Below are 21,438 nucleotides of genomic sequence, written 5' to 3' on the forward strand. Positions count from 1 at the left end.
GGGCGACGGCTCAGGGTGATACATGTCACACAACCCGACCCCGGCGTACGGCGGGAGCCGTACGCCGGGGGTCGGTGTCAGACGGCGACGCGGGTGTTGAGCAGTTCGCCGACCAGGTCGGTGAGGCTGACCATGCCGATCGGCCGCCCGTCGCCCCCGGTGACCAGCGCCAGGTGCGCACGGGCCTCCTGCAGCCCCGCCACGGCCTCGGGGACCTGCGTCACGCAGGCCAGCCGCGGCAGAGGACGGGCGAGCTCGTCGGCCTTGGCCGTGGGCCGCAGCACGGCGTCACGGGCGTGCAGGACGCCCTTGATGTCCCGCGGGTCGCCCACGAGCAGCCGCAGGTGCCCGCTGCCGCCGGCGATCCGCTTGATCTGCTCCGACCCGGCGTCCGCCGGGACGAAGACGATCCGGTCCATGGGCACCATGTGCCGCTCGATGCCCTCGGCCTCCAGACGGAGCGCGCGGGTGAGCAGGTCGTGCTCGTCGCGGTCGAGCAGGCCCATCCGCCCGGACTCGCCGACCAGCATGGCGAGCTGGTGCGGTGTCCTGGTGGTGGCCAGCTCGTCGCGGGCCCGCACGCCGAAGGCGCGCAGCAGCAGGTTGGTCAGGCCGTTCAGCGCCGACAGCAGCGGCCGCATCAGCCAGGTGAACGCCCGGAAGGGCACGGTCAGCACCAGCGCGGCCAGTTCGGGGTGCGTCAGCGCCCACGACTTGGGCGCCATCTCGCCGACCACCATGTGCAGGAAGGTCACCAGGGCCAGCGCCAGGGTGAGCGCGATCGGCACGCGCAGCCCCTCGGGCACCCCGGCGGCGGCGAAGACCGGCTCCAGGAAGTGCTCGATCGCGGGCTCGGTCACCATGCCCAGGCCCAGCGTGCACAGCGTGATGCCGAGCTGGGCGCCGGCCAGGATGAGGGAGAGCTGCCGGCTGCCGCCGACCGCCGAACGGGCGACCACGCGGGTCAGCCGGCTGCCGCCCGAGGCGATCTCCTCCAGGCGGTGCCGGCGGGCCGAGACGAAGGCGAACTCGGCCGCGACGAAGAGCGCGTTGGCCACGAGCAGGCCCAGGCTCAGCAGCAACATGCCGATCATTGGGTGACCTCCACCCGGACCGGCGCCAGCCGTACCCACTCGGGAACGCGGCGGTGCAGCGAGAGGACGGTCAGGACCGCCTCCTGCTCCGGGGAGTCCTCGTCGAACAGGTCGACCTCGGGGGTGAGCTCGACGGTGACCGTGTCACCGGGCTCGGGCATGCGTCCCAGCCTGGCCAGGACGAGGCCGGCGACGGTGTCGTAGTCGTCGCTCTCCGGCAGGGACAGGCCGGTCGCGCGCTCGATTTCGTCGAGGCGCAGCGTGCCGGGCACGTCCCAGACGCCGTCGGGCTGCTGGACGGCGCCCAGCGGCTCGGGGTCGTTCTCGTCGACCAGCTCGCCCACGAGTTCCTCGGCGAGGTCCTCGATGGAGATGACGCCGGCCAGGTCACCGTACTCGTCGATGACGCAGACCAGGTCGTCGCGGCCCTGGCGCATGCGCTCCAGGACGGCGGGGAGCGGCAGGGAGTCCGGCACCAGCACGGCGGGCCGGGTGATCTCGGTGATCGAGCCCTCGCTCAGGCCGGAGGCCAGCAGCTCGCGCACGCCGGTGACGCCGATGACGTCGCCGTCGGCGCCGACCACCGGGAAGCGGGAGTGTCCGCTCTCGCGCATGCACTCGATCAGGTGGGAGATGGGCCGGTCGGCGCGCAGAGCCACCACGCGGGGGCGTGGGACCATGGCCTCCTCGGCGTTGCGGTCACCGAACTCCAGGGCCCGGGCCAGCAGCTCGGACAGCCGGGGCGGCAACTCGCCGGCCTCGGTGGACTCGGCGATGATCCGGGAGAGCTCCTCGGGCGTGGCGCCCTGCTCGACCTCCTCGACCGGCTCGACGCCCACCGCGCGCAGCAGCTTGACCGCGGCGGTGTCGAACAGCCGGATCAGCGGGCCGGCGACGGCCAGGTAGACGAGGGTCGAGCGGGACAGGAACTTGGCGACCTGCTCGGGCTTGGCGATGCCGAGGTTCTTGGGCATCAGCTCGCCCAGCACCATCTGCACGATGGTGGCGACGATGACGCCGATGGCCACGGAGAAGCCCGCGGGCAGGTCCCCCAGCAGGGGTCTGACCAGCGTGGCGATGGCGGGTTCCGCGAGGAAACCGACGATCAGCGCGGTCACCGTGATGCCGAGCTGCGCGCCGGAGAGCATGAAGGACAACCGCGAGGTCACCTTGAGCGCCCGCTCGGCGGCCGGATCGCCGGCGGCGGCCTGGTCTCGGAGGATGCCGCGGTCGGCGGCGACGAAGGCGAACTCCTGGGCGACGAAGTATCCGGTCGCCGCGGTGAGGAGGAACAGGGCGGCCAGCCCCAGATAGGCGCTCACCGGGGCGAGCCTTCAGAAAGTCCCGTGCAAGCGCACGGGCACATACTCCACGGGTCGGGAGCGGACACGAGCTTCCTTTCGCTGGTTGACGTCGATAAAGGTAACGGTCGAGGCAGGTGTGATTGTTTCCGAGGGTCGCTGTGCGTACTTATCCCTAGGAAAACCTTGGCCGGTTGTCTGCGATGGTCAAAGAGGCGACGTAGCGTCTAATGCAAGCAAGGGGGAGGAACAGACCAGCATGTCCGAGGACGACCGAACGCGGGCGGTCCGCTCACCGCAGGACCGCCGCCCGCTCCCGGGCCAGGGCGCTCCGCGAGGCGTGCCCGCACATCCGCTGCCCGGGAGCGTGGCACCCACCGCGCGGCACGAGCAACCCCCAGCGCCGCGTACCGCGGCCTACGAGCAGCAGCAGGAGCAGCCGAAGGGCCGCTCCAAGGTCTACGGCAAGGTGCGGGAGGGGAAGAGCCCGGTGCGTCCGCTGAACTCGCCCGCGCCGCCGCCGAAGGGCCCCAAGCCGCCGCGCGGCCCCAGGACCGGCGGCGGCGGCTTCCGCTTCCGCTGGAAGATCGTCGGCGGGGTGCTGGCCGGCCTGCTGGCCGTGCTGCTGGTGCTGGCGGTGGTCGGCTTCTTCTGGATCGACGGCCGGATCAACACCATCGCCGGCGTGCTCGACGACTACGAGGGCCGCCCCGCCGACGGGCCGGGCACCAACTGGCTGCTGGTCGGCTCCGACAGCCGCAAGGGTCTGACCGCGGCGCAGCGCCGCAAGCTGGCCACCGGCCGCGCGGTCGGCCGGCGCACCGACTCGATGATGTTGCTGCACGTGCCCGACGGCGGCGGCCGGTCCACGCTGGTCAGCCTCCCGCGTGACTCGGCGGTCACCATCCCCGGCAACGGCCGCAACAAGCTCAACGCCGCCTACTCCGACGCGATCAAGGGCGGTGGGCCGCAGTTGCTGGTGCGGACCGTCGAGGGCGCGACCGGGCTGCGGATCGACAACTACATGGAGATCGGTTTCGCCGGGTTCGTCGGCATCGTCGACGCGGTCGGCGGCGTCGAGATCAACGTGAGCGAGAACATCAACGACCCCAAGGCCGGGCTGAAGCTCAAGAAGGGCAAGCAGGTGCTCAGCGGCGGCGAGGCGCTCGGCTACGTGCGCACCCGCTACAACGGCGCGCTGCCCGACTTCGAGCGGACCAAGCGGCAGCGGCAGTTCCTCGGCGCGGTGGTCAAGAAGGCCGCCAGCCCGGGCGTGCTGATCAACCCGTTCACCGCCATCCCGCTGGCCACCGCGGCGACCGACTCGGTCGACGTCTCCGAGGGCACCGGCGCGTTCGACCTGCTCTCGCTCGGCCTGGCCATGGGCGACAGCCCGGTGACCACGGTCGTGCCGTTCGGCGGCGTCGAGCAGGTGGGCGGCGGCGAGGGCGTCAAGTGGGACAGGGAGAAGGCGCTGCGGCTGTTCGACGCGCTGGCCGACGACAAACCGGTGCCGAAGGACCTGCTCAGCGCGGGCTGACGTTGTCCACAGCCTGTGGACCGTACTCTGGACGCATGCCGGAACTACCCGAAGTGGAATCTCTCGTCGAGTTCCTCCGCGACCGGGCCGTCGGCCACACGGTCCTCGGCGTGGACGTCGTCGCCTTCCAGGCGCTGAAGACCTTCGACCCGCCCGTCACGGCGCTGGGCGGGCTGGAGATCACCGGCGTGTCCCGGCACGGGAAGTTCCTCGACCTCGACTGCGACGGCCTGCACCTGGTCATCCACCTGGCGCGGGCCGGCTGGCTGCGCTGGCGTGAGGACCTCTCGGGCGCGAAACCGGTCCGTCCCGGCAAGGGGCCGCTGGCGGTGCGGGTACGGCTGTCGCCGAACGAGCTGGGCCTGGCGCCGGGCTTCGAGCTCACCGAGGCGGGCACGCAGAAACGCCTGGCCGTCTACGTGGTGAAAAATCCGGACGAGGTGCCGGGCGTGGCCGCCCTCGGCCCCGACCCGCTCGACCCCGCCTTCACCGTCCAGGCCCTCCAGCAGATCCTGGGCGGCTCCCGCACCCAGATCAAGGGCCTGCTGCGCGACCAGAAGGTGATCGCCGGCATCGGCAACGCCTACTCCGACGAGGTGCTGCACGCCGCCCGGATGTCGCCCTTCAAGATCGCCTCGTCGCTGACCGAGGCCCAGGTCGCCGACCTGCACGAGGCCATCGTCACCACCCTGCGTGACGCGGTGGAGCGGGCGCACGGCCTGGCGGCCAAGGACCTCAAGGCGGAGAAGAAGTCCGGCCTGCGCGTGCACAACCGGGCGGGCGAGCCCTGCGACGTGTGCGGCGACACCATCCGCGAGGTCTCCTTCGCCGACTCCTCGCTCCAGTACTGCCCCACCTGCCAGACCGGCGGCAAGCCCCTGGCGGACCGGCGGATGAGCAAGTTGCTCAAGTAGCCTGGTGGGCATGACGGTTCCCGAGATTCAGGCCCGCGAGGTGCCTGCCGACGCCTACCTGCTCGACGTGCGTGAGCAGGTCGAATGGGTGGCCGGCCACGCCCCCGCCGCGGTGCACATCCCCCTGGGCGAGTTGCAGATGCGGGTCGAGGAGGTCCCGGCCGACCAGACGCTCTACGTGCTCTGCCGGATCGGCGGGCGCTCCTACAACGCCGCCGCCTGGCTCAACCACATCGGCCGCAAGGCGGTCAACGTCGAAGGCGGCATGCAGGCGTGGGAGGCCGCCGGCCGGGAGATGGTCAGCGAGACCGGGCAATCCCCTTTCGTGGCCTGATGTGACATAATCCGGTCGAAAATTTCAGACCCGCGGGAGCTTGGGGCAACCAGGCTGAGAGGGCGACTACCGCTGTCGCCGACCGCATGAACCTGTCCGGGTAATGCCGGCGTAGGGAGTGTGTGATGGCGCATGTCGCCGATCCCCATGCAGAAGTGCCGCTGACGCTGGACGAGGCGCCCCCGAAGGTCCTGGGGGTGCTCGACCAGAGCGCGTTCTGGGCCAACCTGGGCATGAGCCTGCTCGGGTTCGCCTTCGCGTTGTTCATGATCGACCCGCTGGTCAGCGGCACGCCGCTGAGCGTGCCCGCGGCGATCACCGCCACCGTGGTGGGCAGCCTGATCGGCACCGCCATGGTGGGCCTGGCCGCGGTGCCCGGCGCGCAGACCGGGCGGCCGGCCATGGTGCTGCTGCGCGGGCTGTTCGGGGCCAAGCTGTCGTACGTCCCGACCCTGCTCAACGTCATCCAGATGCTCGGGTGGGGCGCGTTCGAGCTCTGGGTGATCGCCAAGGGGGCCCAGGCGATCTTCGGGACGGCTGTGCCGTACGCGGTGTGGGTGATCGTGGCCGGGGTGCTCACCGTGGTCCTGACGATCTACCCGCTCGGCGCGATCCGGCTGATCCGTCGCGTCGTGACCGCCGGCGTGATCATCTCGACGGTGTGGTTCGCGGTGGTGCTGGTCGGCGAGGCGCCGCCGGTCTCCGGCACGTGGGACGCCTTCGTCCCGGCGGTCGACTTCGTGATCGCGCTGTCCATCTCCTGGGTGCCGGTGGCGGCCGACTTCGCCCGGCACTCGCGCTCCAGCGGCGCGGCCTTCGGCGGCGCGGTGATCGGCTACAGCCTGGCGCAGGTGGCCTGCCTGGTGATCGGCGTCTACGCGGTGGCCATCGCCGGGCACCAGGCGGTGCTGGCCGACTCGACCGCGGTGTTCGCGCCGTTCGTCGCGGCCCCGCTGGGCGCGTTCTTCTTCGGCATCCTGGTGCTGCGCGAGACCGACCAGTCCTTCGCCAACAACTACTCGACCACGATGTCCCTGCAGAACCTGCTGCCCAAGGTGGACCGGCGGATCCTGTCCGTGGCGATCGGCGTGCTGACCATCGGCGTCGCCCTGGTCGTGGACGTCAACTCCTACGGCGCCTTCCTCAGCATCATCGGCGCCGTCTTCGTCCCGATGTTCGCCGTGCTGACCGTCGACTACTTCCTGCTCGGCGGCCGGGCCCGCTGGAACACCGCCGACGACGCGCCGAGCCGCTGGCTCATGGTCGTGCCGTGGGTGCTCGGCTTCGTCACCTGGTGGATGCTGGCCGCGCCGCCGAAGGTGGCGTGGTGGGCGGCGATCTGGAACGGCGCCCGCGAGGCGATCGGCTTCACCCCTCAGCCGTGGATGAGCGCGGCCCTGGGCGCCTTCGTCGTCTCGGCCCTGGTGACCTGGCTCATCGGGCTCGGTTCTCGACGGTGAGCAGATGCCGCTTGGCGGCTGCGCCCCCCGCGTAGCCGCCGTCGTCGGCCACCCGGTGGCACGGCACGATCACGCAGACCGGGTTGGTGCTGAGCGCGTTGCTGATCGCATGGAGCGCCTGGGGCCGCCCGATGCGTTCGGCGAGCTCCGCACGCGTGGTCGTGCTCCCGTACGGCACCGCCGCCACCATCTGCAGCACGGTCCGCGAGAACGGCGTGGCGAGCTGCAGGTCGGCGGTGACGGTGAAGGCGCGCAACCGCCCGGAGAAGTAGGCGTCGAGCTCGCGCCGCACCGGGTCGAGCCGGCGCGCGTCCGGCCCGATCGACCCCCCGGCGGTACGGCTCAGCCGCTCGAAGACGACGTGCTCGTCCTCGTACCCGCAGGAGGCCACGCCCCGCGCGGTCACGGCCAGCACCAGCCGGCCGACCGCGCCGTCGTAGGTGCCGAAGGCGATGTCGGGCGGGCCTTCGCCCCGATAGTCGGGAGAGGTCACTCTAAGCAGTGCGTCCAGGTCTGACATGGTGAGCGCAGCGTATCGGACGGATCGGCCTGCGGAGCGCCCGTGACGTCGGCACTATGGAGAGGTGAGTGGCGACTGGGACGACAGCTTGGCAGAGGCCGTGCTCGCCAGCTCGCCCAACGCCGTGGTGGCGCTCGACCGCGACCAGACCGTGCTGGCCTGGAACCCGGCCGCCGAGCGGCTGTTCGGCTGGAGCGCCGAGGAGCTGGTGGGACGGCGCGCCCCGATCGTGCCGGGCGAGCTGACCGCCGAGCACAACGCGGTGCTGGAGCGGGTGCGGACGGGCGGGCAGGTCTCCCTGCGCACCAAACGCTTCCGGCGCGACGGCACCCTGCTCGACCTGCGGGTGGACACCAGCGCGTTGTGCCAGGGCGCCTCGGTGGTCGGGTACGTGTGCGTCCATCACCTGGTCCGTGACGACATCGCCGCGCGCAGCCGCGGAGCGCGCCGGGCGCAGCTCGTGCGCAAGCTGACCGACGTGGTCGGCGACATCAACGCCGCGCTGGAGCTGCCCGCGGTGCTCGACCGGATCGCCGCCAGCCTGAGCGAGCTGACCGGCGCCGACGCGGGCGGCTTCGTGCTGATCGAGGGCGACCGGCTGCGGCTGGTCTCCTCCCACCGGCTGCCCGAGCACCTCAAGGGCTCGACGGCCGACCTCAACGCCAGCCTGGTCGGCAAGCTGATGCGGACCGGCAAGACCGTGCTCCTGGAGAGCCACCACCTCGACGACCTGATCTGGGCCGAGCTGCCCGGCCTGCACACCATCGCGCTCGGCCTGGCGGCGGTGGGCGGCCGGCCGTACGGCGGGCTGTACGCGCTCTTCGCCGACCGCAAGCCCGGGCATGTCGAGCTGGAGCTGCTGGAACTGCTGGCCGGGCACGCCGGCATCGCGGTGAGCAACGCGGTGGCCTACCAGGACGCGGTGCGCCAGCGGGCGCACGAGCGGGCGGTCTTCGACGCCAGCGCGGACGGCATCGCCGTCCTGGACAGCGCGGGCGGGGTGCTCCAGTGGAACCCGGCGGCCGGGGAGCTGACCGGCTTCACCGCCGAGGCCGTGCTGGGCGGGCCGCCTCCCTTCCCGCTGCCCGAGCCGGGGGAGAAGCTGACCGTGCAGCTCGACACCGGGCGCTGGATGGACATGGTGGCTGCCCGCATCGAGGAGACCGGCGAGGTCGTGGTCGACTTCCGCGACGTGACCGCGGCCAAGGAGCTGGAGGAGGCCAAGGACCTGTTCCTGGCGACCACCAGCCACGAGCTGCGCACCCCGATCACCATCGTGCGCGGCTTCGCCAGCACGCTGGACGCGCGCTGGGACAAGATGACCGACGCCGAACGCCGCAGCGCGGTGCACACGATCGCCGAGCGGGCGCGCTCGCTCGGGCAGCTCATGGACCACCTGCTGCTCGGCGCGCGGGCCGGGGCCGACGAGTTAGCCGTGCGGATCGAGACCTTCGACCTGGCCGAGCGGGTCCGCGCCGCGACCCTGGGCCTGCCGGTGCTGTCGGACCGGCACCGGGTCGAGGTCTCCCTGCCGGCGGAGCTGCCGCTGGTCAGAGGCGACGCGCTGGCCACCGACATCATCCTGGGCCAGTTGCTGGAGAACGCCTTCAAGTACTCCCCGCACGGCGGGCTGATCTCCGTGGAGGCCTGGGCCGAGGAGGACACCGTGGTCGTCGTGGTGGACGACGAGGGCCTCGGCATCAGGCCGGACGACCGTGAACGGATCTTCGAGCGGTTCGTCCAGGTGGACAGCGGCGACCGGCGCAAGTTCGGCGGCGTGGGACTGGGCCTGTACATCGTGCGGTCCCTGGCCCGCGCGCAGGGCGGCGAGGTGACCGCCCACCCGAGGCCGGGGGGAGGGACCAGGATGCGGCTGGCGCTCTTTATCGAACCCGACACACCGGTGCAGTAACGATGTGGTCACGGATCTGCTGATCTATCGTCCAATGTAGACAAGCCGTAATCGGTCGCCGGTTTCTGTGACCGTGCAACGGGGCATTTCGGTCGTACCGGGGTGTGTTCCCACTGTGGGTCCACGGGGGGACTGGGATCGGGGAGGTGGGTGTGTCGAGCGTGGTGCTACTGCCCTACGCACCGTCCAGCGTCGCCGTCGCACGCCAGCGCCTGAGCAGCGAACTGCAGGAGTGGGGGATCTTCTCCGGGGCGATCGACGATGCGGTGCTGGTGGTCAGCGAGCTGCTCAGCAACGCCCTCCGGCACGCCCATCCTCTGCCGTCCGGCATGGTCCGGGTGGCCTGGCTGCTGAGTGACGATCTGGTGGAAGTGGCGGTCAGTGACGGGGGTGCGGCGACCGAGCCGAGGGCGGGCCGACCGGCCCTGTCCTCGCTGGGGGGCCGGGGGCTCGGAATCGTGGAGTACGTCGCGGAGAAGTGGGGTGTTCGCCATGAAGGCGAGGTCACCACGGTTTGGGCCGTCGTCCCCGCGCCGCACGTCGTAGCTGCTGAGCCGGCGTTGAAGGAAGCCGGTTAGGCGTAGAGGACTGCTCGTTCTCCGTAGGTCCACGCTGCGGAGATCAGCAGGTAGAGGCCGGCCGCCATCGGGAGGAAGAGGGCGGCCACGGCCGAGCCGAAGGAGAACATCGGCAACATCTTGCGCAGCATTTCGGGCTGGTCCTCGGGTAGCTTCGCCTTCACCTTGCGTGAAGTCAGCCAGGCCACCACGACAATGGCCGCGACCAACACCACAAAGACCAAAAATGGCCCGCTGATCAGACCGTAATTGGCGACCACGCCGGCCAGCGTCAGTCCGAGCGGGTCGTACCCGACCAGAGCGGTCGGGTGCGTGGCGACCTGATACATCAGCCACAGGAACGGCATCTGCGCGAAGGCCGGCAGGAAGCCCGCGAAGGGCGAACTGCCCTCCTTCGCGTAGAGCTCCCGCACCTCCTTCGTCATCCGCTCCGGGTTCTTGGCGTACCGCTTCTGGATCTGCTTCAGCCGCGGCGCGAGCCGCTCACGGATCTTGGCGGTGCGGGCCTGGCGGATGCTCAACGGCAGGAGCAGCAGCCGTACGGCAAGCGTGAACCCGACAATGACGACGGCCGGGTGCGCGAGCCCGGTGATAAGCGCGACGAACGAATCGATCATGAGCCCTTCTCAAGGAGTGTCCTGCTTCTAGGCGAAAGCAGGGCACCCTGAAGGCGCTCTCGGTTTGGGCCGTCCCGCGGCGTCGGGGTCGCTCTGGCGCAGGAAGGCCGTGCGCCGGCCGTAGACGCGTGCGAAGACGGGCACCCCGGTCTCGGAGACCGGCTGCGGCCTGCTGCCCACCCAGAAGGCGAGCAGCAGTCCCGCGACGATGACCAGGCCGGCCGGATCGTGCAGAAGGGCCAGCGCGAAAAGGAAGGTCACCGGTAGGAGGAGGACCCGCTGACCATGCGGACGACCAGGAAGACCACCAGGCCGATGACGCCGATGATGAGCGCGATCTTCACCAGTCCGAGGACCATGGGGACGATGAAGTTGAACAGCACGAAGATCGCGAGCAGCGTGCCCGCGACGAGCATTACCAAACGACCCATGCGCCCACCGTACGTCGTGAAGGGGCCGACTGCGACGGGTCTTACGAACCCGTGACGAACGTGCCGCTTTCGTGTTGCGCCGCCGTACCGTGAGACGGGTGAACTCCCGCATCCTGATCGTCGAGGACGACCCCACGGTCGCCGAGGTCGTGGCGAGGTACCTCGAACGCGACGGCCACCGGGTGGAGTGCGTGGGCGACGGCGCCGAGGCCCTGCGCCGCGCGCTGGCCGAGCCGCCCGACCTGGTGGTGCTCGACCTGATGCTGCCCAGGATGGACGGGCTCCAGGTCTGCAGGAAGCTGCGCGAGCGCTGGCCGGTTCCGGTGATCATGCTGACCGCGCTGGGCGAGGAGATCGACCGCGTGGTCGGCCTGGAGACCGGCGCGGACGACTACGTGACCAAGCCGTTCAGCCCCCGCGAGCTGGCCCTGCGCGTGCAGTCGGTGCTGCGCCGCGCCCGGGGCGCCACGGTGATCGCAGGCACCGGCGTCCTGCGCGACGAGGACCTGGTGGTGGACGTGGGCGCCCACGAGGTACGGCTCGGCGGCCAGGACCTGCCGCTGACCGCGCGGGAGTTCGACCTGCTGGCCTACCTGATGCGCAACCCCCGCCAGGCCTTCAGCCGCGCCGCCCTGCTCTCCCAGGTGTGGGGCTGGTCGTTCGGCGACACCTCGACCGTCACCGTGCACGTGCGCCGGCTGCGGGAGAAGGTGGAGCCCGACCCGACCACGCCCCGGCGGATCGTCACGGTCTGGGGGGTCGGCTACCGGTACGAGCCGCTGTCATGATCGCCGCGCTGCTCGGGATCGCCGTCGCGCTGGTCGGCGTGCTGGTGATGCGGCGGCTGCGCACCCTGCGGGCGATGGTGCTGCTCGTGGTGGTCGTCGCGGTGCTGGCCACGCTGGCGGGCGTGGTGACCGGGATCTTCGAGATGACCCTGGAGGGCTCGGCGCGCAACACCGCCCTCGGGTTCGTCGCCGTCGGCGGGCTGGTCGGGCTGGTGGTGGCGATGATCCTGGCCCGGCGCGTGGTGGCCGAGAGCCGGCGGCTGGCGGAAGCCGTACGGACCGAGGGGGAGTTCGTGCCGCCGGAGTCGTTGCCGAGCGAGCTGCAGGCCATCGCGCACGCGCTGTCGGAGTCGTACGCGCGCGAGCGGGCACTGGAAGGCGCCCGGCGCGAACTGGTCGCCTGGGTGAGTCACGATCTGCGCACGCCGCTGGCGGGGATGCGGGCGATGGTCGAGGCGCTGGAGGACGGCGTGGTCGACGACCCGGCCACGGTCAGCCGCTACCACGCGCAGATCCGCATCGAGGTCGAACGGCTCTCGGCCATGGTGGACGACCTGTTCGAGCTCTCCCGCATCCACGCCGGCGCGCTCAAGCTGACGCCCGTGCCCCTCGGGCTGGGCGATTTGGTCGCCGACACCGTCGACCAGTTCGAGCCGCTGGCCAGGGCCAAGGGCGTGCGGCTCGACTACTCGGCGGTGGCCGGGATCCCGCTGCGGGCCGACGCCGGCGCACTCGGGCGGGCGCTGGGCAACCTCGTGGTCAACGCCATCCGGCACACCCCGGCCGACGGGGTCGTCTCGGTCAGCGCCTCGGTGTCACCCGACGGCGGGACGGCGTGCCTGGCCGTACGCGACTGCTGCGGCGGCATCCCCGACGCCGACCTGCCCCGGCTGTTCGACGTCGCCTTCCGCGGCGAGAGCGCCCGCACCCCCGGTCGCGACGGCGGCGCCGGGCTCGGCCTGGCCATCGCCCAAGGACTCGTGGCCGCCCACGACGGCCGGATCGGCGTCGTCAACGAGGGGCCCGGCTGCCGGTTCGAGATCCGGTTGCCCCTCGCGTGAGCCGAACGCCGCTCCCATCCGTCAAAGAGGCATGAAGGTGTGGCGAATCCTCATCGTGTCCCTCCTCGCGGTGGCGCTGACCCCCGTCGCGGCCACCGCGGCCCCCGCCCCCAAGACGCTCGTCCAGCTCCGCGAACAAGGCGGCTTCGCGGGCCTCGACAACCGGGTGATCGTCTACAAGAACGGGTGTGTCCGTCTCAGCAGACGAACAGGCCCCACGATCGACAAGTGCCTGACCCGCGGCGAGTGGAAGACGCTCCGGCACCGGCTCAAGGCGCTCAAGCTCGGGCGCTCGGAGCAGCCGCCGCAGGGCGCGGACTTCATCAAGTACACCCTCACCTACAAGGGCCACCGGGTCAGCCGCTACACGCTGACCAAGACCTGGCAGCCGGTGGTGGCGCACCTGCAGAAAGTCCTGGTGAAGTACTGGGCGCCGGACTGATCCGGCGCCCCGCACCTCACGCCGTTTCCTGCAGCGTCCCCTGCGGCGCTTCCTGCGGGGCCTCCTCCGGAGCCTGCGGCTTCGCCGGCAACGACTGCGTGCCGAACGACTCCGACATGGCCCTGAAGGTCGGGCACGGCCAGCGCCACATGCAACTCCGGCACCGAAGGATCGGATGCGCGGTGTCGCTGGTGATGCCGCCCGCGTCCCGGGGCTGATGCAGGTCGAGCAGCCTCAGCCCGAGCGCGGCGAACGTGAGCAGGTTGTCACGCGCGCCTTCGAGGAAGTCGAGATCATCACTCGCCAGGCGGGTGCGGATCGGGACGTACCCCTCGTGGTTGACCAGTTCCCGCAGATGGGCCGCGTCCTCGTGCCACGAGGTCGCCTTCTCCGCGCGGATCTGGATGCCCTCCAGCCGCTCACGGAGCCGCTGTCGTTGAGGTTCTTCAGGTCGCTCAAGGTTCATCTGTCAAATGGGCCCAACTCGTCGCCCGTCATCCTTCTGGGAGCGGTGACCGGACTCGGAGGCATGGGCCTACCCCCTTCCCGGCCTTGCCGGTTTCACACAGTTAAGCTTCGCGTACTCCGCGTTTTCGTGATGCCCAAACGGGGGACAAAAACCTGACACCCGCGGATCAACGTGACCCGGGGCGCTCTCGCCGATAGCCTGCCTTCTGTGGAGCTGAAGGTCTCGACTCGATCACATGCCGGCCACGCCCTTGTGGAGATCGCCGGTGAAATCGACCTCTATACGGCGCCCCGCCTGCAGTCGGAATTCACCCGGCTGCTCCAGGACGGGCCCCAACGAGTGGTCATCGACATGTCCCAGGTGGAGTTCTGCGACTCCACCGGGATGAACGTGCTGCTGTCGGCGCTCAAGCGCATCAAGGAGCAGGGCGGCGTCCTCGACGTCGCCGCGCCCCGGCCGGCCGTACGCAAGATTCTGCAGGTCACCGGGCTCGACTCGGTGTTCACCGTGCATGAGTCCGTCCCGGAGGAGTTCCTGATCTCCGAGGGCTCATGACCCAGCCAGTAGCCGCCGACACCCAGGGCGAGGGCTCATGACGCAGCCTGTCGCCGCCGTCATCCAGGGCAAGGGCTCATGACGCAGCCAGTAGCCGCCGTCATCCCGGCCAAGGACGAGGCCGAGCGGATCGGCCCGACCGTCGAGGCGGCGCTCGCGCTGCCCGGCGTCGACCTCGTCGTGGTCGTGGACGACGGCTCGACCGACCAGACCGGCCGGGTCGCGCGGGCCGCGGGCGCCCGTGTCGTACGGCACAGCCGCAACCGCGGCAAGGCCGCGGCCATGGAGAGCGGCGCCGAAGCCGTCCGGCTGCTCGACGACGCCGGCACCACCCGGCACCTGCTCTTCCTCGACGCCGACCTCGGCGCCACCGCCGCGGCGGCCTCCGCGCTGATCAAGCCCGTGCTCGCGGACGAGGCGGACATGACCATCGCCGTCTTCGGCACCCGGGTCAAGCTCGGGGGGCACGGGATGGTGGTCAAGCTCTCCCGTGAGGGCATCCGCCGGGCCACCGGCTTCGAGGCGGTCCAGCCGCTCAACGGGCAACGGTGTCTCACCCGTGCGGCCTTCGAGGCCGCCCGGCCGCTGGCCCACGGGTTCGGGGTGGAGACCGGGCTCACCATCGACCTGCTGCGCAAGGGCTTCCGGGTGCTGGAGGTCGAGGTCGACATGGCCCACCGGGCCACCGGCACCGACCTGGCCGCCCAACTGCACCGGGCGCGCCAGCTCCGGGACGTGGCCCGGGCGCTCCTGGCCCGCGAACCGTCCCTGCGCGACCTCACCCGCCGCTGACCCCTTGGGGGTACGGCGGGGCCGCGCGGCCGGGTGGCTTGGTCCGGTGGGGTGGCTTGGTCCGGCGGGCTTCCGGGCTGCCCGGTTGCCGCCAAGGGGCCAGCTCGCCACGCCCAGGTGCTTCGGCGGCAGGTGGCCGGCTCGGCGGTTTCCGTCAAGTGGACATGCTCTGGGCCAGGTGGGCGAAGCGGGCGCCGACCTCGGCCACCTGCTCGGCCGTCCACTCCAGCGCATGCTCGGCCACCATGATCTCGGCCATCGCCATGCCCGGCACCTCACCCTCGACCCACCCACCGGCGAACCACACCCGCTCATCCTCCGCCAGCACCAGCGCCGCCCGGTTGAGCACCTCGGCGCGATACGGCAGAAACAGCCTGAACTGGTGCGTGTGCGGCGGTTCCGGAAAAACCCTCGCACCCTTCACCCCGGCCAGCCCTTCGGCAACCGTCCGCGCATGCCGGACGAACCCGGGAAGCCGAGGCAACTCCCGCTCCAGCCCAGCCAACGCGGTCAACGCCGCCGGCCACTGCTGGAACACGTTCCCGCCGTACCGATGCCGCCAAGCCCGCGCATAGGCGGCCAGCTCCGCGTCACCCACCAGCGCGGCCCCGCTCAGACCACGGATGGTCTTGTAGAACGACACGTACACGCTGTCGGCCAGCCCCGCGATCTCGTCCAGCGAGTGCTCCAGGAAGGTGGTCGACTCCCAGAGCCGCGCCCCGTCGAAGTGCACCCGCGCCCCCTTGGCCCGCGCCGCCTCCGCCACCGCCGTGAGCTCGTCCCACGTCGGCAGCACGAACCCCGCGTCCCGCAACGGCAGCTCGATCACCACGCTCCCGACCGGCTCCTCCAGCCTGGCGATCTCGGCCGCCGTCGGGTTCCGGGGCGCCGTCGTCGGCCACACGCTCCTCAGCCCGGTGAGCTGGGTGTGGGCCTGCCTTTCGTGGAGCTCCTGATGCCCCAGCCGGTGCAGCGCCACCGCCGTCCGCCCCGTCACCTCGGCGCCGTACCGCAGGGCCACCTGCTGGGCCATCGTGCCCGTGGGGAAGAACACGGCCGCCTCCTTCCCCAGCAGCCCGGCCACCTTCTCCTCCAGCTCAGCCACCGGCCCGTCGCCGTAGAAGTCGGGATCTCGGTCCAGGTCCGCGCCCGCCTCGAACTCGGCCAGCCGCCCCCGCATCGTCGCCGGGGGATACCCGGATAGGATCCGCTCACAGTTCCGCAGCGCATCCAACCGCCGCCCCCTGTCATCCACCACGGGCCGATCCTGACACACCCCTCCTCTCCCAACCCACCCCAAACCGGACATCGCATATCTCGGCGCCCCCGACCCGCGTCACCCTCGGACCGCCTCGGGTTCCCCCGCGCCTCGGGTTCGTCTCCGCCCCAGGTCCCACCCCAGGTCCCGCCGCCCCGGGGTTCCCGCCTCCGTGTCAAGGCCCACCGCCCAGCCCAGCCACCGTCTCCCGGCACCCCGGAAGCCCGGGGCAGCCGCCCTCCCCAGGTTCCGGGCAACCCCCTCCCTTCCGGTCCCGGGCGTCGGTGGTGGAGTGGGTGTGCTGGAATTTGCGGGTGAGAGGTGAGCCGGGAGGGACGTGGGCGGTCAAGGCCGCCCTGCTGGCGTCGGCGGCCTCCGTCCTCCTGACCCTGACCATCGGCCTGCTGGGCCCTTCAGCGGTCGTCCCCGCCCTGACCGGCGAGCCGTGGCAACCGCCGTACTCCCTGCAGGCCACCCCCAGCCCCCACCTGGTGATCGGACTCGCCGCCGCAGTGCTGGTGCTCGGCGGAATGGGGCTGGTCGGAGGGCTGCTGGCGATCCGGACAAGCCCGACGAGGGTGGCCGAATGGGCCACAGGCAAGGCCCGCTGGGTGGTGGCCGCGGGCTACGCCGCCGCCACAGCGCTGGCGTTCGTGCCGCCCTCGGGCTCGGCCGACCACCTGAACTACGCGGCCTACGGACGCATGGTGACCCTGGGCCTCGACCCCTACGTGCTGGGCGCGGTGGATCTGCCAGGCGATCCCGTCGCTGCCGCGGTCGAGAGCCCCTGGAGGGAAGAGCCGAGCGTGTACGGCCCGGTCGCCACCGCGGTCCAGGCGCTGGCGAGCTGGATCGGTGGGGACTCGGTCCGGCTGACCGTGTTCGTCCTGGCCGTGGTGAACGTGGCGGCGTTCGTCGGCACAGGGCTGCTGATCGACCGGTTCACCAGGCACGACCCTGTCCGCCGGCTCCGGGGGGCGATGTTGTGGACCGCCAACCCGCTGCTGATCTACCAACTGGTCGCCGGGATGCACGTGGACACCCTCGCCATCGCCTGCATGGTCGCCGCGCTGCTGGCTCGCGACCGCCCCGGCCGGAGCGGGGTGTTGCTGGGGCTCGGGGTGGCGGTGAAGCTCAACGCCGGCCTGGTCGCGCTGGGCCCGGCCTGGGAGCTGCGCCGACGTCCCGGACGGCTGGCGCTGGTGGCCGGGGTCGCGCTGGCGGTGGTCGTGGCCGGGTACGCGATCGTCGGGGTCGCGGCGTTTAACCAGGTGGGGCAGACCAGCAAGGCCATCTCGCACGCGTCGTTCTGGAAGCTGGTCCAGGGCTGGCTCCAGTCCTTGATCGGGACGGGCAGCGCCTATCGGGGCGAGATCCAGGTGGGAGCGATCCTGCTGATGGTCGTCCTCGCCTGGGGGCTGCTGCGGCGAGTGTCGCGCGCCGCGGACGCGCCGGGGGTGGGCGCGCCGGCCGTGGATGCCCCGACGGTGGCGGCCATGTTGGCGGTCGCCTACCTGTTCGCCACGCCGTACATCCTGCCCTGGTACGACGGGCTGGCGTTCGGGGTGCTGGCGCTGGTCGTGGCCTCGGAGGTGGAGGTCTTCGCGGCGCTGCACCTGGCGATCCTGTCCCTGGGCTATCTCCCGGCGCGGGTGCAGGAGCAGCCGCCGGACCTCGCCTGGCTGGTGTCGGTGGTCAGGCAGCAGGTGGTGCCGTGGAGCCTGCTGGTGCTGACGGCCGCGCTGGCGTGGTGGGCTTGGCGAGCTGGAGGGCGCGTACGGCAGCGGCCAGCGCCAGAGGCACCGCGACGGTGAGGGCCATCGCGGGGATGGCGATGCCGGAGTCGTTCATCAGGAAGCCGATGAGCGCGCAGGTGAGCGCGCCGAACAGCCCGGCGCGCAGCGGCGGGGCGAGGGCGTAGGCCTGGCCGAGTGCGGAGGCGCCCCAGCGGGACGGGCGGTTGAGCACGAAGAACAGGAAGGCCAGCGCGACCAGCGAGAGCAGGGTCAGCGACCAGTTGCCCACCGTGACACCGACCATGGCGCTGAACTTGCGGCCGACCACGGTCAGGGCGGTGCCGTCGAGGATCTGCTGGACGAAGGTGCCCAGGTGGGTGCGTTGCGTGGCGGGACGTAGCCAGTCGAAGAAGGCCAGCGCGCCGATCAGCGCGGCACCGGCCAGACCGACCAGGAGCAGCTTGACCAGGGACACCTTCTGGCCGGTCAGCAGGATGAGGAAGACCGCCAGGCCGACCACGAAGGCCGGTACGCCACCGAAGTCGGCGCCCCAGGCCGGCCAGCCGTCCGCGAACACGGCCAGCCCGCCGTACGCGGCGCAGACGAGCAGGGTGACCAGGCGGGAGACCCCGCGGCTGAGCAACCACTGGGCCACGCCGGCCAGGGCGAGGATGGTGCCGGTGGCGTAGACGGCGAAGGCGATGTTGCTGAAACCGTAGAACCGGCCGCCGGTCACCGGCTCGTAGCCGGTGACGGCGTTGATCTGCAGGGCGGAGCCGGTCATCACGTCTATCAGCAGGGTGAGGGACGTTATCCCGGCGACGATCGTCAGCGGGCCGAGCACCGCGCCTCGCCACGGGCCCGCGAAGGCCAGCAGGGTCACCAGTCCGGCGAAGCCCAGGATGGTGGCGATCACGCCGAGCATGGGGGCGGGGAAGTTCCACCAGGGGACCAACTGGGCCAGGAAGGTGGCTACGGCGATCGAACCACTGACCACCGCCACCACTTGGACGGTCCGCAACACCCCCGCCCCGGCGATACCACTGTCCACGGCGCCGGCCCCGCCCATGACACGGGCCCCAGTCACGTGACCGCCCTCGTCTGCGGCACCCGCATCCTCCATGGGGGCCACGCCGCCCGAGGGACCGCCCGCGAGATCGGCCCGACCCATGGCACGGGCCGGGTCGGTGGGACCCACCCCTCCCACGGCTCCGCGGTCGGTCGGGCTGGGGTCCCCGGGGGCGTCGGCGGGCGAGATGGAGGACTTCCGGGTGGTGGTGCGGCGGCGGAAGGCGATGGCGGCGAGGACGTAGAAGAGCAACTGCACCGTGACGAAGACGGCGAAGAAGGGGCCGCGGACGTCGCGCAGCACCTGGCTGGCCAGGTCCTGGTCGGCCAGGCCCGAGGCGGTTTCGGCGGCGGTGGCGGGGGCCGGGCCGCCGTTCTCCCAGACGCGGCCGACGACGCTGGAGGGCTGGTCGACGCCGAGCAGGTGGAGGACGGTGGCGGTGAGGTCGGTGATGGTGACCAGGCCGTCCTGGCGGGTGGAGGAGGCCGTCAGGTAGGCGTGCTTGTACGGCGGGCCGGAGGCCAGGGCGACGTGGAGGTGAGCGTTGACGCTGGTGTCGGAGACGCCGGCGACCAGCACGGTGGTGCCCTGGGGCAGGCGCTGGAGCAGGGCGGCGATGCGTTGATCGGCGGCCACGACGGCGGCTCGGCGGGCGTCGGGGGTCAGGCCCGCGGGGAAGCCGAGCTCGTCGCGGGGCTGGGCGATCCAGGCGGTGGACAGCTCGGGGGCCTCCATGACGATCAGGCGGTAGGGGGTGAGGTCGCCGGCCTGGTCGGGGGAGTCGGCGTAGGAGTCGACCGTGCCGGTGGTGTCGGCCGCACCCAGGGCGGCGCCGGGGCCGATGGCCAGGACCTTGGCGCCGGCGTCGCGGGTGAGCTGGCCGAGGGTGCCGAGGCGGGCGTCGTAGCCGGTGGTGCTCTGGTAGGTGGACAGCTCGGCCCAGCCTGGGACGGTGGTGCCCGTCGGGGTCGGGGGGAGGGCGCAGCCTCGGCCGGGGGAGCCGGCGCGCTGGCCGGCCGAGACGGTCAGCCAACCCTGGACGGGGCAGGTCACGCCCCGGTCGGGGGGTGGGACGGTCCGGGTGGACAGGGAGGCGGAGGCGCCCTCGGCGACGAGTTTCCACAGGGTGGGGGTGGCCTCGGCGGACAGGTCGCTCCAGGCCAGCCCGGGCACCCCGATCAGGGCCACCCGGCCAGACGGGGTGGCGGCCGCGGCGGCAGGGAATCCGGCCGAACCGGCGGCTGCAGAGGTCGGGGAGAGGGTGGCCAGCAAGCCGGCTGACAACGCCGCCAGCAGGAATGCGGCGATCCGTCGCATGGTCGTGAACCCCCGTCGTGTGAACCCGAGCAACTGAGCTCACGGTAACGTGCCTGAGCGTGACAGGTGGCGCGCGGCAGTGGTGGCTGTGGACAACCGCAGGGCTGATCATCATCCTGGGGATAAGCCCGCTCGTCGACTACTGGCTGAGCAACCCCGACGACCAGCGCCTGGTGGACCTCGACGTCTACCGCACCGGCGGCGAGATGGTCCTGCAGGGCCGGGCCGTGTACGACTTCGTGACCCCCGCCCCGCAACTGCTGCCCTTCACCTACCCTCCGATCGCCGCACTGCTGGCCACCCCGCTGGCGGCGATGTCGTGGACGACCGCCCAGTGGGTGTGGACCGCGGGCATCTTCGTGGCCCTCGCGGTCACCGTCGCCTTCGCGTTCAGGGAGACCCTGGCCGGTGAGCGCAAGCCGTACGCCCCGTGGGTGTTCGCGCTGCTGATGCTGGCCTGCACCTACCTGATGCCGATCCGCGACCAGGTGCGGTTCGGGCAGGTGGACATCCTGCTGGTGGCGCTCTGCCTGGCCGACTGCGCGGCGCGGCGGCCGTGGTGGCCGCGGGGGTTCCTGATCGGCCTGGCGACCGCGGTGAAGCTGACGCCGGGCGTCTTCCTGATCTACCTGCTGGTCACCCGGCAGTGGCGGACGTTCTGGATGGCGTCGCTGGTCACCGCGCTGCTGACGCTGCTGCCGTTCGTGGTGATCCCGGAGGACGCGACCGCGTTCTGGTTCCACGCGCTGCTCGACCCGGAGCGGCTGGGGTCCAACGCGGCGACCACCAACCAGTCGGTCCGCGGCATGCTGATCCGCCTTTACCTGCCCTCCGACCTGCTGACCACCGCGATCTGGGTCGCGGTGATCGCGGTGATCGGCTGGTACGGCTTCCGCTTCGCCCGCGAGGCGCACGAGCGGGGCGAGACGATCGCGGCGGTGGCGCTCACCGGCCTGATGGCCGTGCTGCTGTCGCCGGTGGCGTGGATCCACCACCTGGCCTGGGTGGTCGTGGTGCTCGGCGCCCTGGTCGGCGACGCACGGGACGCTACGAGAGTGAAGGTGGCCGTCGGGGTGTGGCTGTACTACGTGCTGCCCATCCCGTGGTGGGGCGTGACGTTGAAAGCGGCCGAGATCCCGGTGCTCAGCCCGGTGCTCGGGAAGATCGTGCAGAACGCCTACGGACTGGGCGCCATCGCCTTGGTCTGGATACTCGGGACATGGCTCCCCAAAAAGCGTTACTCTTTGTGA

The 21,438-nt window shown here is 71.4% G+C and carries 22 protein-coding genes and 1 riboswitch; of the genes, 13 read left to right on the forward strand and 9 right to left on the reverse strand.

The features are described 5' to 3' along the window. Positions 1-77: 77 nt before the first annotated feature. Positions 78-1,094 carry a hemolysin family protein gene (locus tag AB0I67_RS07135; protein WP_357918976.1) on the reverse strand — a complete coding sequence of 339 codons (1,017 nt, stop codon included), beginning with the start codon at positions 1,092-1,094 and terminating at the stop codon, positions 78-80. Further along, complete coding sequence (locus AB0I67_RS07140) at positions 1,091-2,416, reverse strand: hemolysin family protein (RefSeq protein WP_357918979.1); 1,326 nt, start codon at positions 2,414-2,416, stop codon at positions 1,091-1,093. Before AB0I67_RS07140 ends, AB0I67_RS07135 begins: the two co-directional genes overlap by 4 nt. A gap of 238 nt (positions 2,417-2,654) precedes the next feature. Here AB0I67_RS07140 and AB0I67_RS07145 point away from each other — a divergent pair, with 238 nt between their 5' ends. The 4 genes from AB0I67_RS07145 (at position 2,655) to AB0I67_RS07160 (ending at position 6,643) form a co-directional block, all read left to right on the forward strand. Next, positions 2,655-3,935 (forward strand): LCP family protein, encoded by a 1,281-nt coding sequence (locus tag AB0I67_RS07145; protein ID WP_357918982.1) that lies wholly within the window; start codon positions 2,655-2,657, stop codon positions 3,933-3,935. Between the two features lie 35 nt (positions 3,936-3,970). Beyond that, positions 3,971-4,849, forward strand: a complete 879-nt coding sequence (locus tag AB0I67_RS07150; protein ID WP_357918985.1) for a DNA-formamidopyrimidine glycosylase family protein — start codon at positions 3,971-3,973, stop codon at positions 4,847-4,849. A 10-nt stretch (positions 4,850-4,859) separates the two neighbouring features. Then, positions 4,860-5,183, forward strand: a complete 324-nt coding sequence (locus AB0I67_RS07155) for a rhodanese-like domain-containing protein (RefSeq protein ID WP_357918988.1) — start codon at positions 4,860-4,862, stop codon at positions 5,181-5,183. Between the two features lie 22 nt (positions 5,184-5,205). After that, a riboswitch (TPP riboswitch) is annotated at positions 5,206-5,318 on the forward strand. Further along, on the forward strand, positions 5,309-6,643 hold the full coding sequence (locus AB0I67_RS07160) for a cytosine permease (RefSeq protein ID WP_357918991.1): 1,335 nt from the start codon (positions 5,309-5,311) through the stop codon (positions 6,641-6,643). Its footprint overlaps the riboswitch before it by 10 nt. Here the strand turns inward: AB0I67_RS07160 and AB0I67_RS07165 are convergent. After that, positions 6,618-7,136 (reverse strand): methylated-DNA--[protein]-cysteine S-methyltransferase, encoded by a 519-nt coding sequence (locus tag AB0I67_RS07165; protein ID WP_357918994.1) that lies wholly within the window; start codon positions 7,134-7,136, stop codon positions 6,618-6,620. The genes AB0I67_RS07160 and AB0I67_RS07165 overlap by 26 nt on opposite strands. A gap of 91 nt (positions 7,137-7,227) precedes the next feature. On the opposite strand from AB0I67_RS07165, the gene AB0I67_RS07170 reads away from it, so the two are divergent. Further along, positions 7,228-9,075, forward strand: a complete 1,848-nt coding sequence (locus tag AB0I67_RS07170) for a PAS domain S-box protein (RefSeq protein ID WP_357918997.1) — start codon at positions 7,228-7,230, stop codon at positions 9,073-9,075. Between the two features lie 152 nt (positions 9,076-9,227). After that, the gene (locus tag AB0I67_RS07175; RefSeq protein WP_357918999.1) at positions 9,228-9,653 is read left to right on the forward strand and encodes an ATP-binding protein; all 426 of its coding nucleotides are present in this window, start codon (positions 9,228-9,230) and stop codon (positions 9,651-9,653) included. On the opposite strand, the gene yidC is transcribed toward AB0I67_RS07175, so the two are convergent. Genes yidC through AB0I67_RS07190 form a run of 3 tightly spaced genes read right to left on the reverse strand, consistent with a single transcriptional unit; the run spans position 9,650 to position 10,701 of the window. Beyond that, entirely contained in the window at positions 9,650-10,270 is a 621-nt protein-coding gene (gene yidC / locus AB0I67_RS07180; protein WP_357919002.1) for a membrane protein insertase YidC, read from the reverse strand. The genes AB0I67_RS07175 and yidC overlap by 4 nt on opposite strands. Before the next feature lie 27 nt (positions 10,271-10,297). After that, positions 10,298-10,531, reverse strand: a complete 234-nt coding sequence (locus AB0I67_RS07185; protein ID WP_357919005.1) for a DUF6412 domain-containing protein — start codon at positions 10,529-10,531, stop codon at positions 10,298-10,300. Continuing rightward, on the reverse strand, positions 10,528-10,701 hold the full coding sequence (locus AB0I67_RS07190) for a hypothetical protein (protein WP_357919008.1): 174 nt from the start codon (positions 10,699-10,701) through the stop codon (positions 10,528-10,530). Before AB0I67_RS07190 ends, AB0I67_RS07185 begins: the two co-directional genes overlap by 4 nt. 98 nt (positions 10,702-10,799) lie before the next feature. On the opposite strand from AB0I67_RS07190, the gene AB0I67_RS07195 reads away from it, so the two are divergent. Genes AB0I67_RS07195 through AB0I67_RS07205 form a run of 3 tightly spaced genes read left to right on the forward strand, consistent with a single transcriptional unit; the run spans position 10,800 to position 12,992 of the window. After that, positions 10,800-11,489: a response regulator transcription factor gene (locus AB0I67_RS07195; protein WP_357919012.1), complete on the forward strand. Its 690-nt coding sequence runs from the start codon at positions 10,800-10,802 to the stop codon at positions 11,487-11,489. Continuing rightward, complete coding sequence (locus AB0I67_RS07200) at positions 11,486-12,550, forward strand: HAMP domain-containing sensor histidine kinase (RefSeq protein WP_357919015.1); 1,065 nt, start codon at positions 11,486-11,488, stop codon at positions 12,548-12,550. Before AB0I67_RS07195 ends, AB0I67_RS07200 begins: the two co-directional genes overlap by 4 nt. A gap of 31 nt (positions 12,551-12,581) precedes the next feature. Beyond that, the gene (locus AB0I67_RS07205) at positions 12,582-12,992 is read left to right on the forward strand and encodes a hypothetical protein (protein WP_357919018.1); all 411 of its coding nucleotides are present in this window, start codon (positions 12,582-12,584) and stop codon (positions 12,990-12,992) included. A 16-nt stretch (positions 12,993-13,008) separates the two neighbouring features. Here AB0I67_RS07205 and AB0I67_RS07210 read toward each other — a convergent pair whose 3' ends face one another. Next, the gene (locus AB0I67_RS07210; protein ID WP_357919021.1) at positions 13,009-13,458 is read right to left on the reverse strand and encodes a hypothetical protein; all 450 of its coding nucleotides are present in this window, start codon (positions 13,456-13,458) and stop codon (positions 13,009-13,011) included. Between the two features lie 210 nt (positions 13,459-13,668). Between AB0I67_RS07210 and AB0I67_RS07215 the strand changes: the two genes are divergently transcribed. Beyond that, positions 13,669-14,016, forward strand: coding sequence for an STAS domain-containing protein (locus AB0I67_RS07215; protein WP_357919024.1), 348 nt, complete (start codon positions 13,669-13,671; stop codon positions 14,014-14,016). Between the two features lie 78 nt (positions 14,017-14,094). Further along, positions 14,095-14,808, forward strand: coding sequence for a glycosyltransferase (locus AB0I67_RS07220; protein ID WP_357919027.1), 714 nt, complete (start codon positions 14,095-14,097; stop codon positions 14,806-14,808). A 154-nt stretch (positions 14,809-14,962) separates the two neighbouring features. On the opposite strand, the gene AB0I67_RS07225 is transcribed toward AB0I67_RS07220, so the two are convergent. Further along, positions 14,963-15,988 (reverse strand): beta-eliminating lyase-related protein, encoded by a 1,026-nt coding sequence (locus AB0I67_RS07225; RefSeq protein ID WP_357919030.1) that lies wholly within the window; start codon positions 15,986-15,988, stop codon positions 14,963-14,965. A 392-nt stretch (positions 15,989-16,380) separates the two neighbouring features. Between AB0I67_RS07225 and mptB the strand changes: the two genes are divergently transcribed. Further along, the gene (gene mptB, locus AB0I67_RS07230) at positions 16,381-17,880 is read left to right on the forward strand and encodes a polyprenol phosphomannose-dependent alpha 1,6 mannosyltransferase MptB (protein ID WP_357919033.1); all 1,500 of its coding nucleotides are present in this window, start codon (positions 16,381-16,383) and stop codon (positions 17,878-17,880) included. On the opposite strand, the gene AB0I67_RS07235 is transcribed toward mptB, so the two are convergent. Further along, positions 17,762-20,188: a hypothetical protein gene (locus tag AB0I67_RS07235; RefSeq protein ID WP_357919036.1), complete on the reverse strand. Its 2,427-nt coding sequence runs from the start codon at positions 20,186-20,188 to the stop codon at positions 17,762-17,764. The two genes, mptB and AB0I67_RS07235, sit on opposite strands and share 119 nt — an antisense overlap. Before the next feature lie 59 nt (positions 20,189-20,247). Here AB0I67_RS07235 and AB0I67_RS07240 point away from each other — a divergent pair, with 59 nt between their 5' ends. Beyond that, positions 20,248-21,438 (forward strand): glycosyltransferase 87 family protein, encoded by a 1,191-nt coding sequence (locus tag AB0I67_RS07240; protein WP_357919039.1) that lies wholly within the window; start codon positions 20,248-20,250, stop codon positions 21,436-21,438.

The organism is Nonomuraea sp. NPDC050310, from assembly GCF_040655795.1.
Taxonomy (GTDB): Bacteria; Actinomycetota; Actinomycetes; order Streptosporangiales; family Streptosporangiaceae; genus Nonomuraea.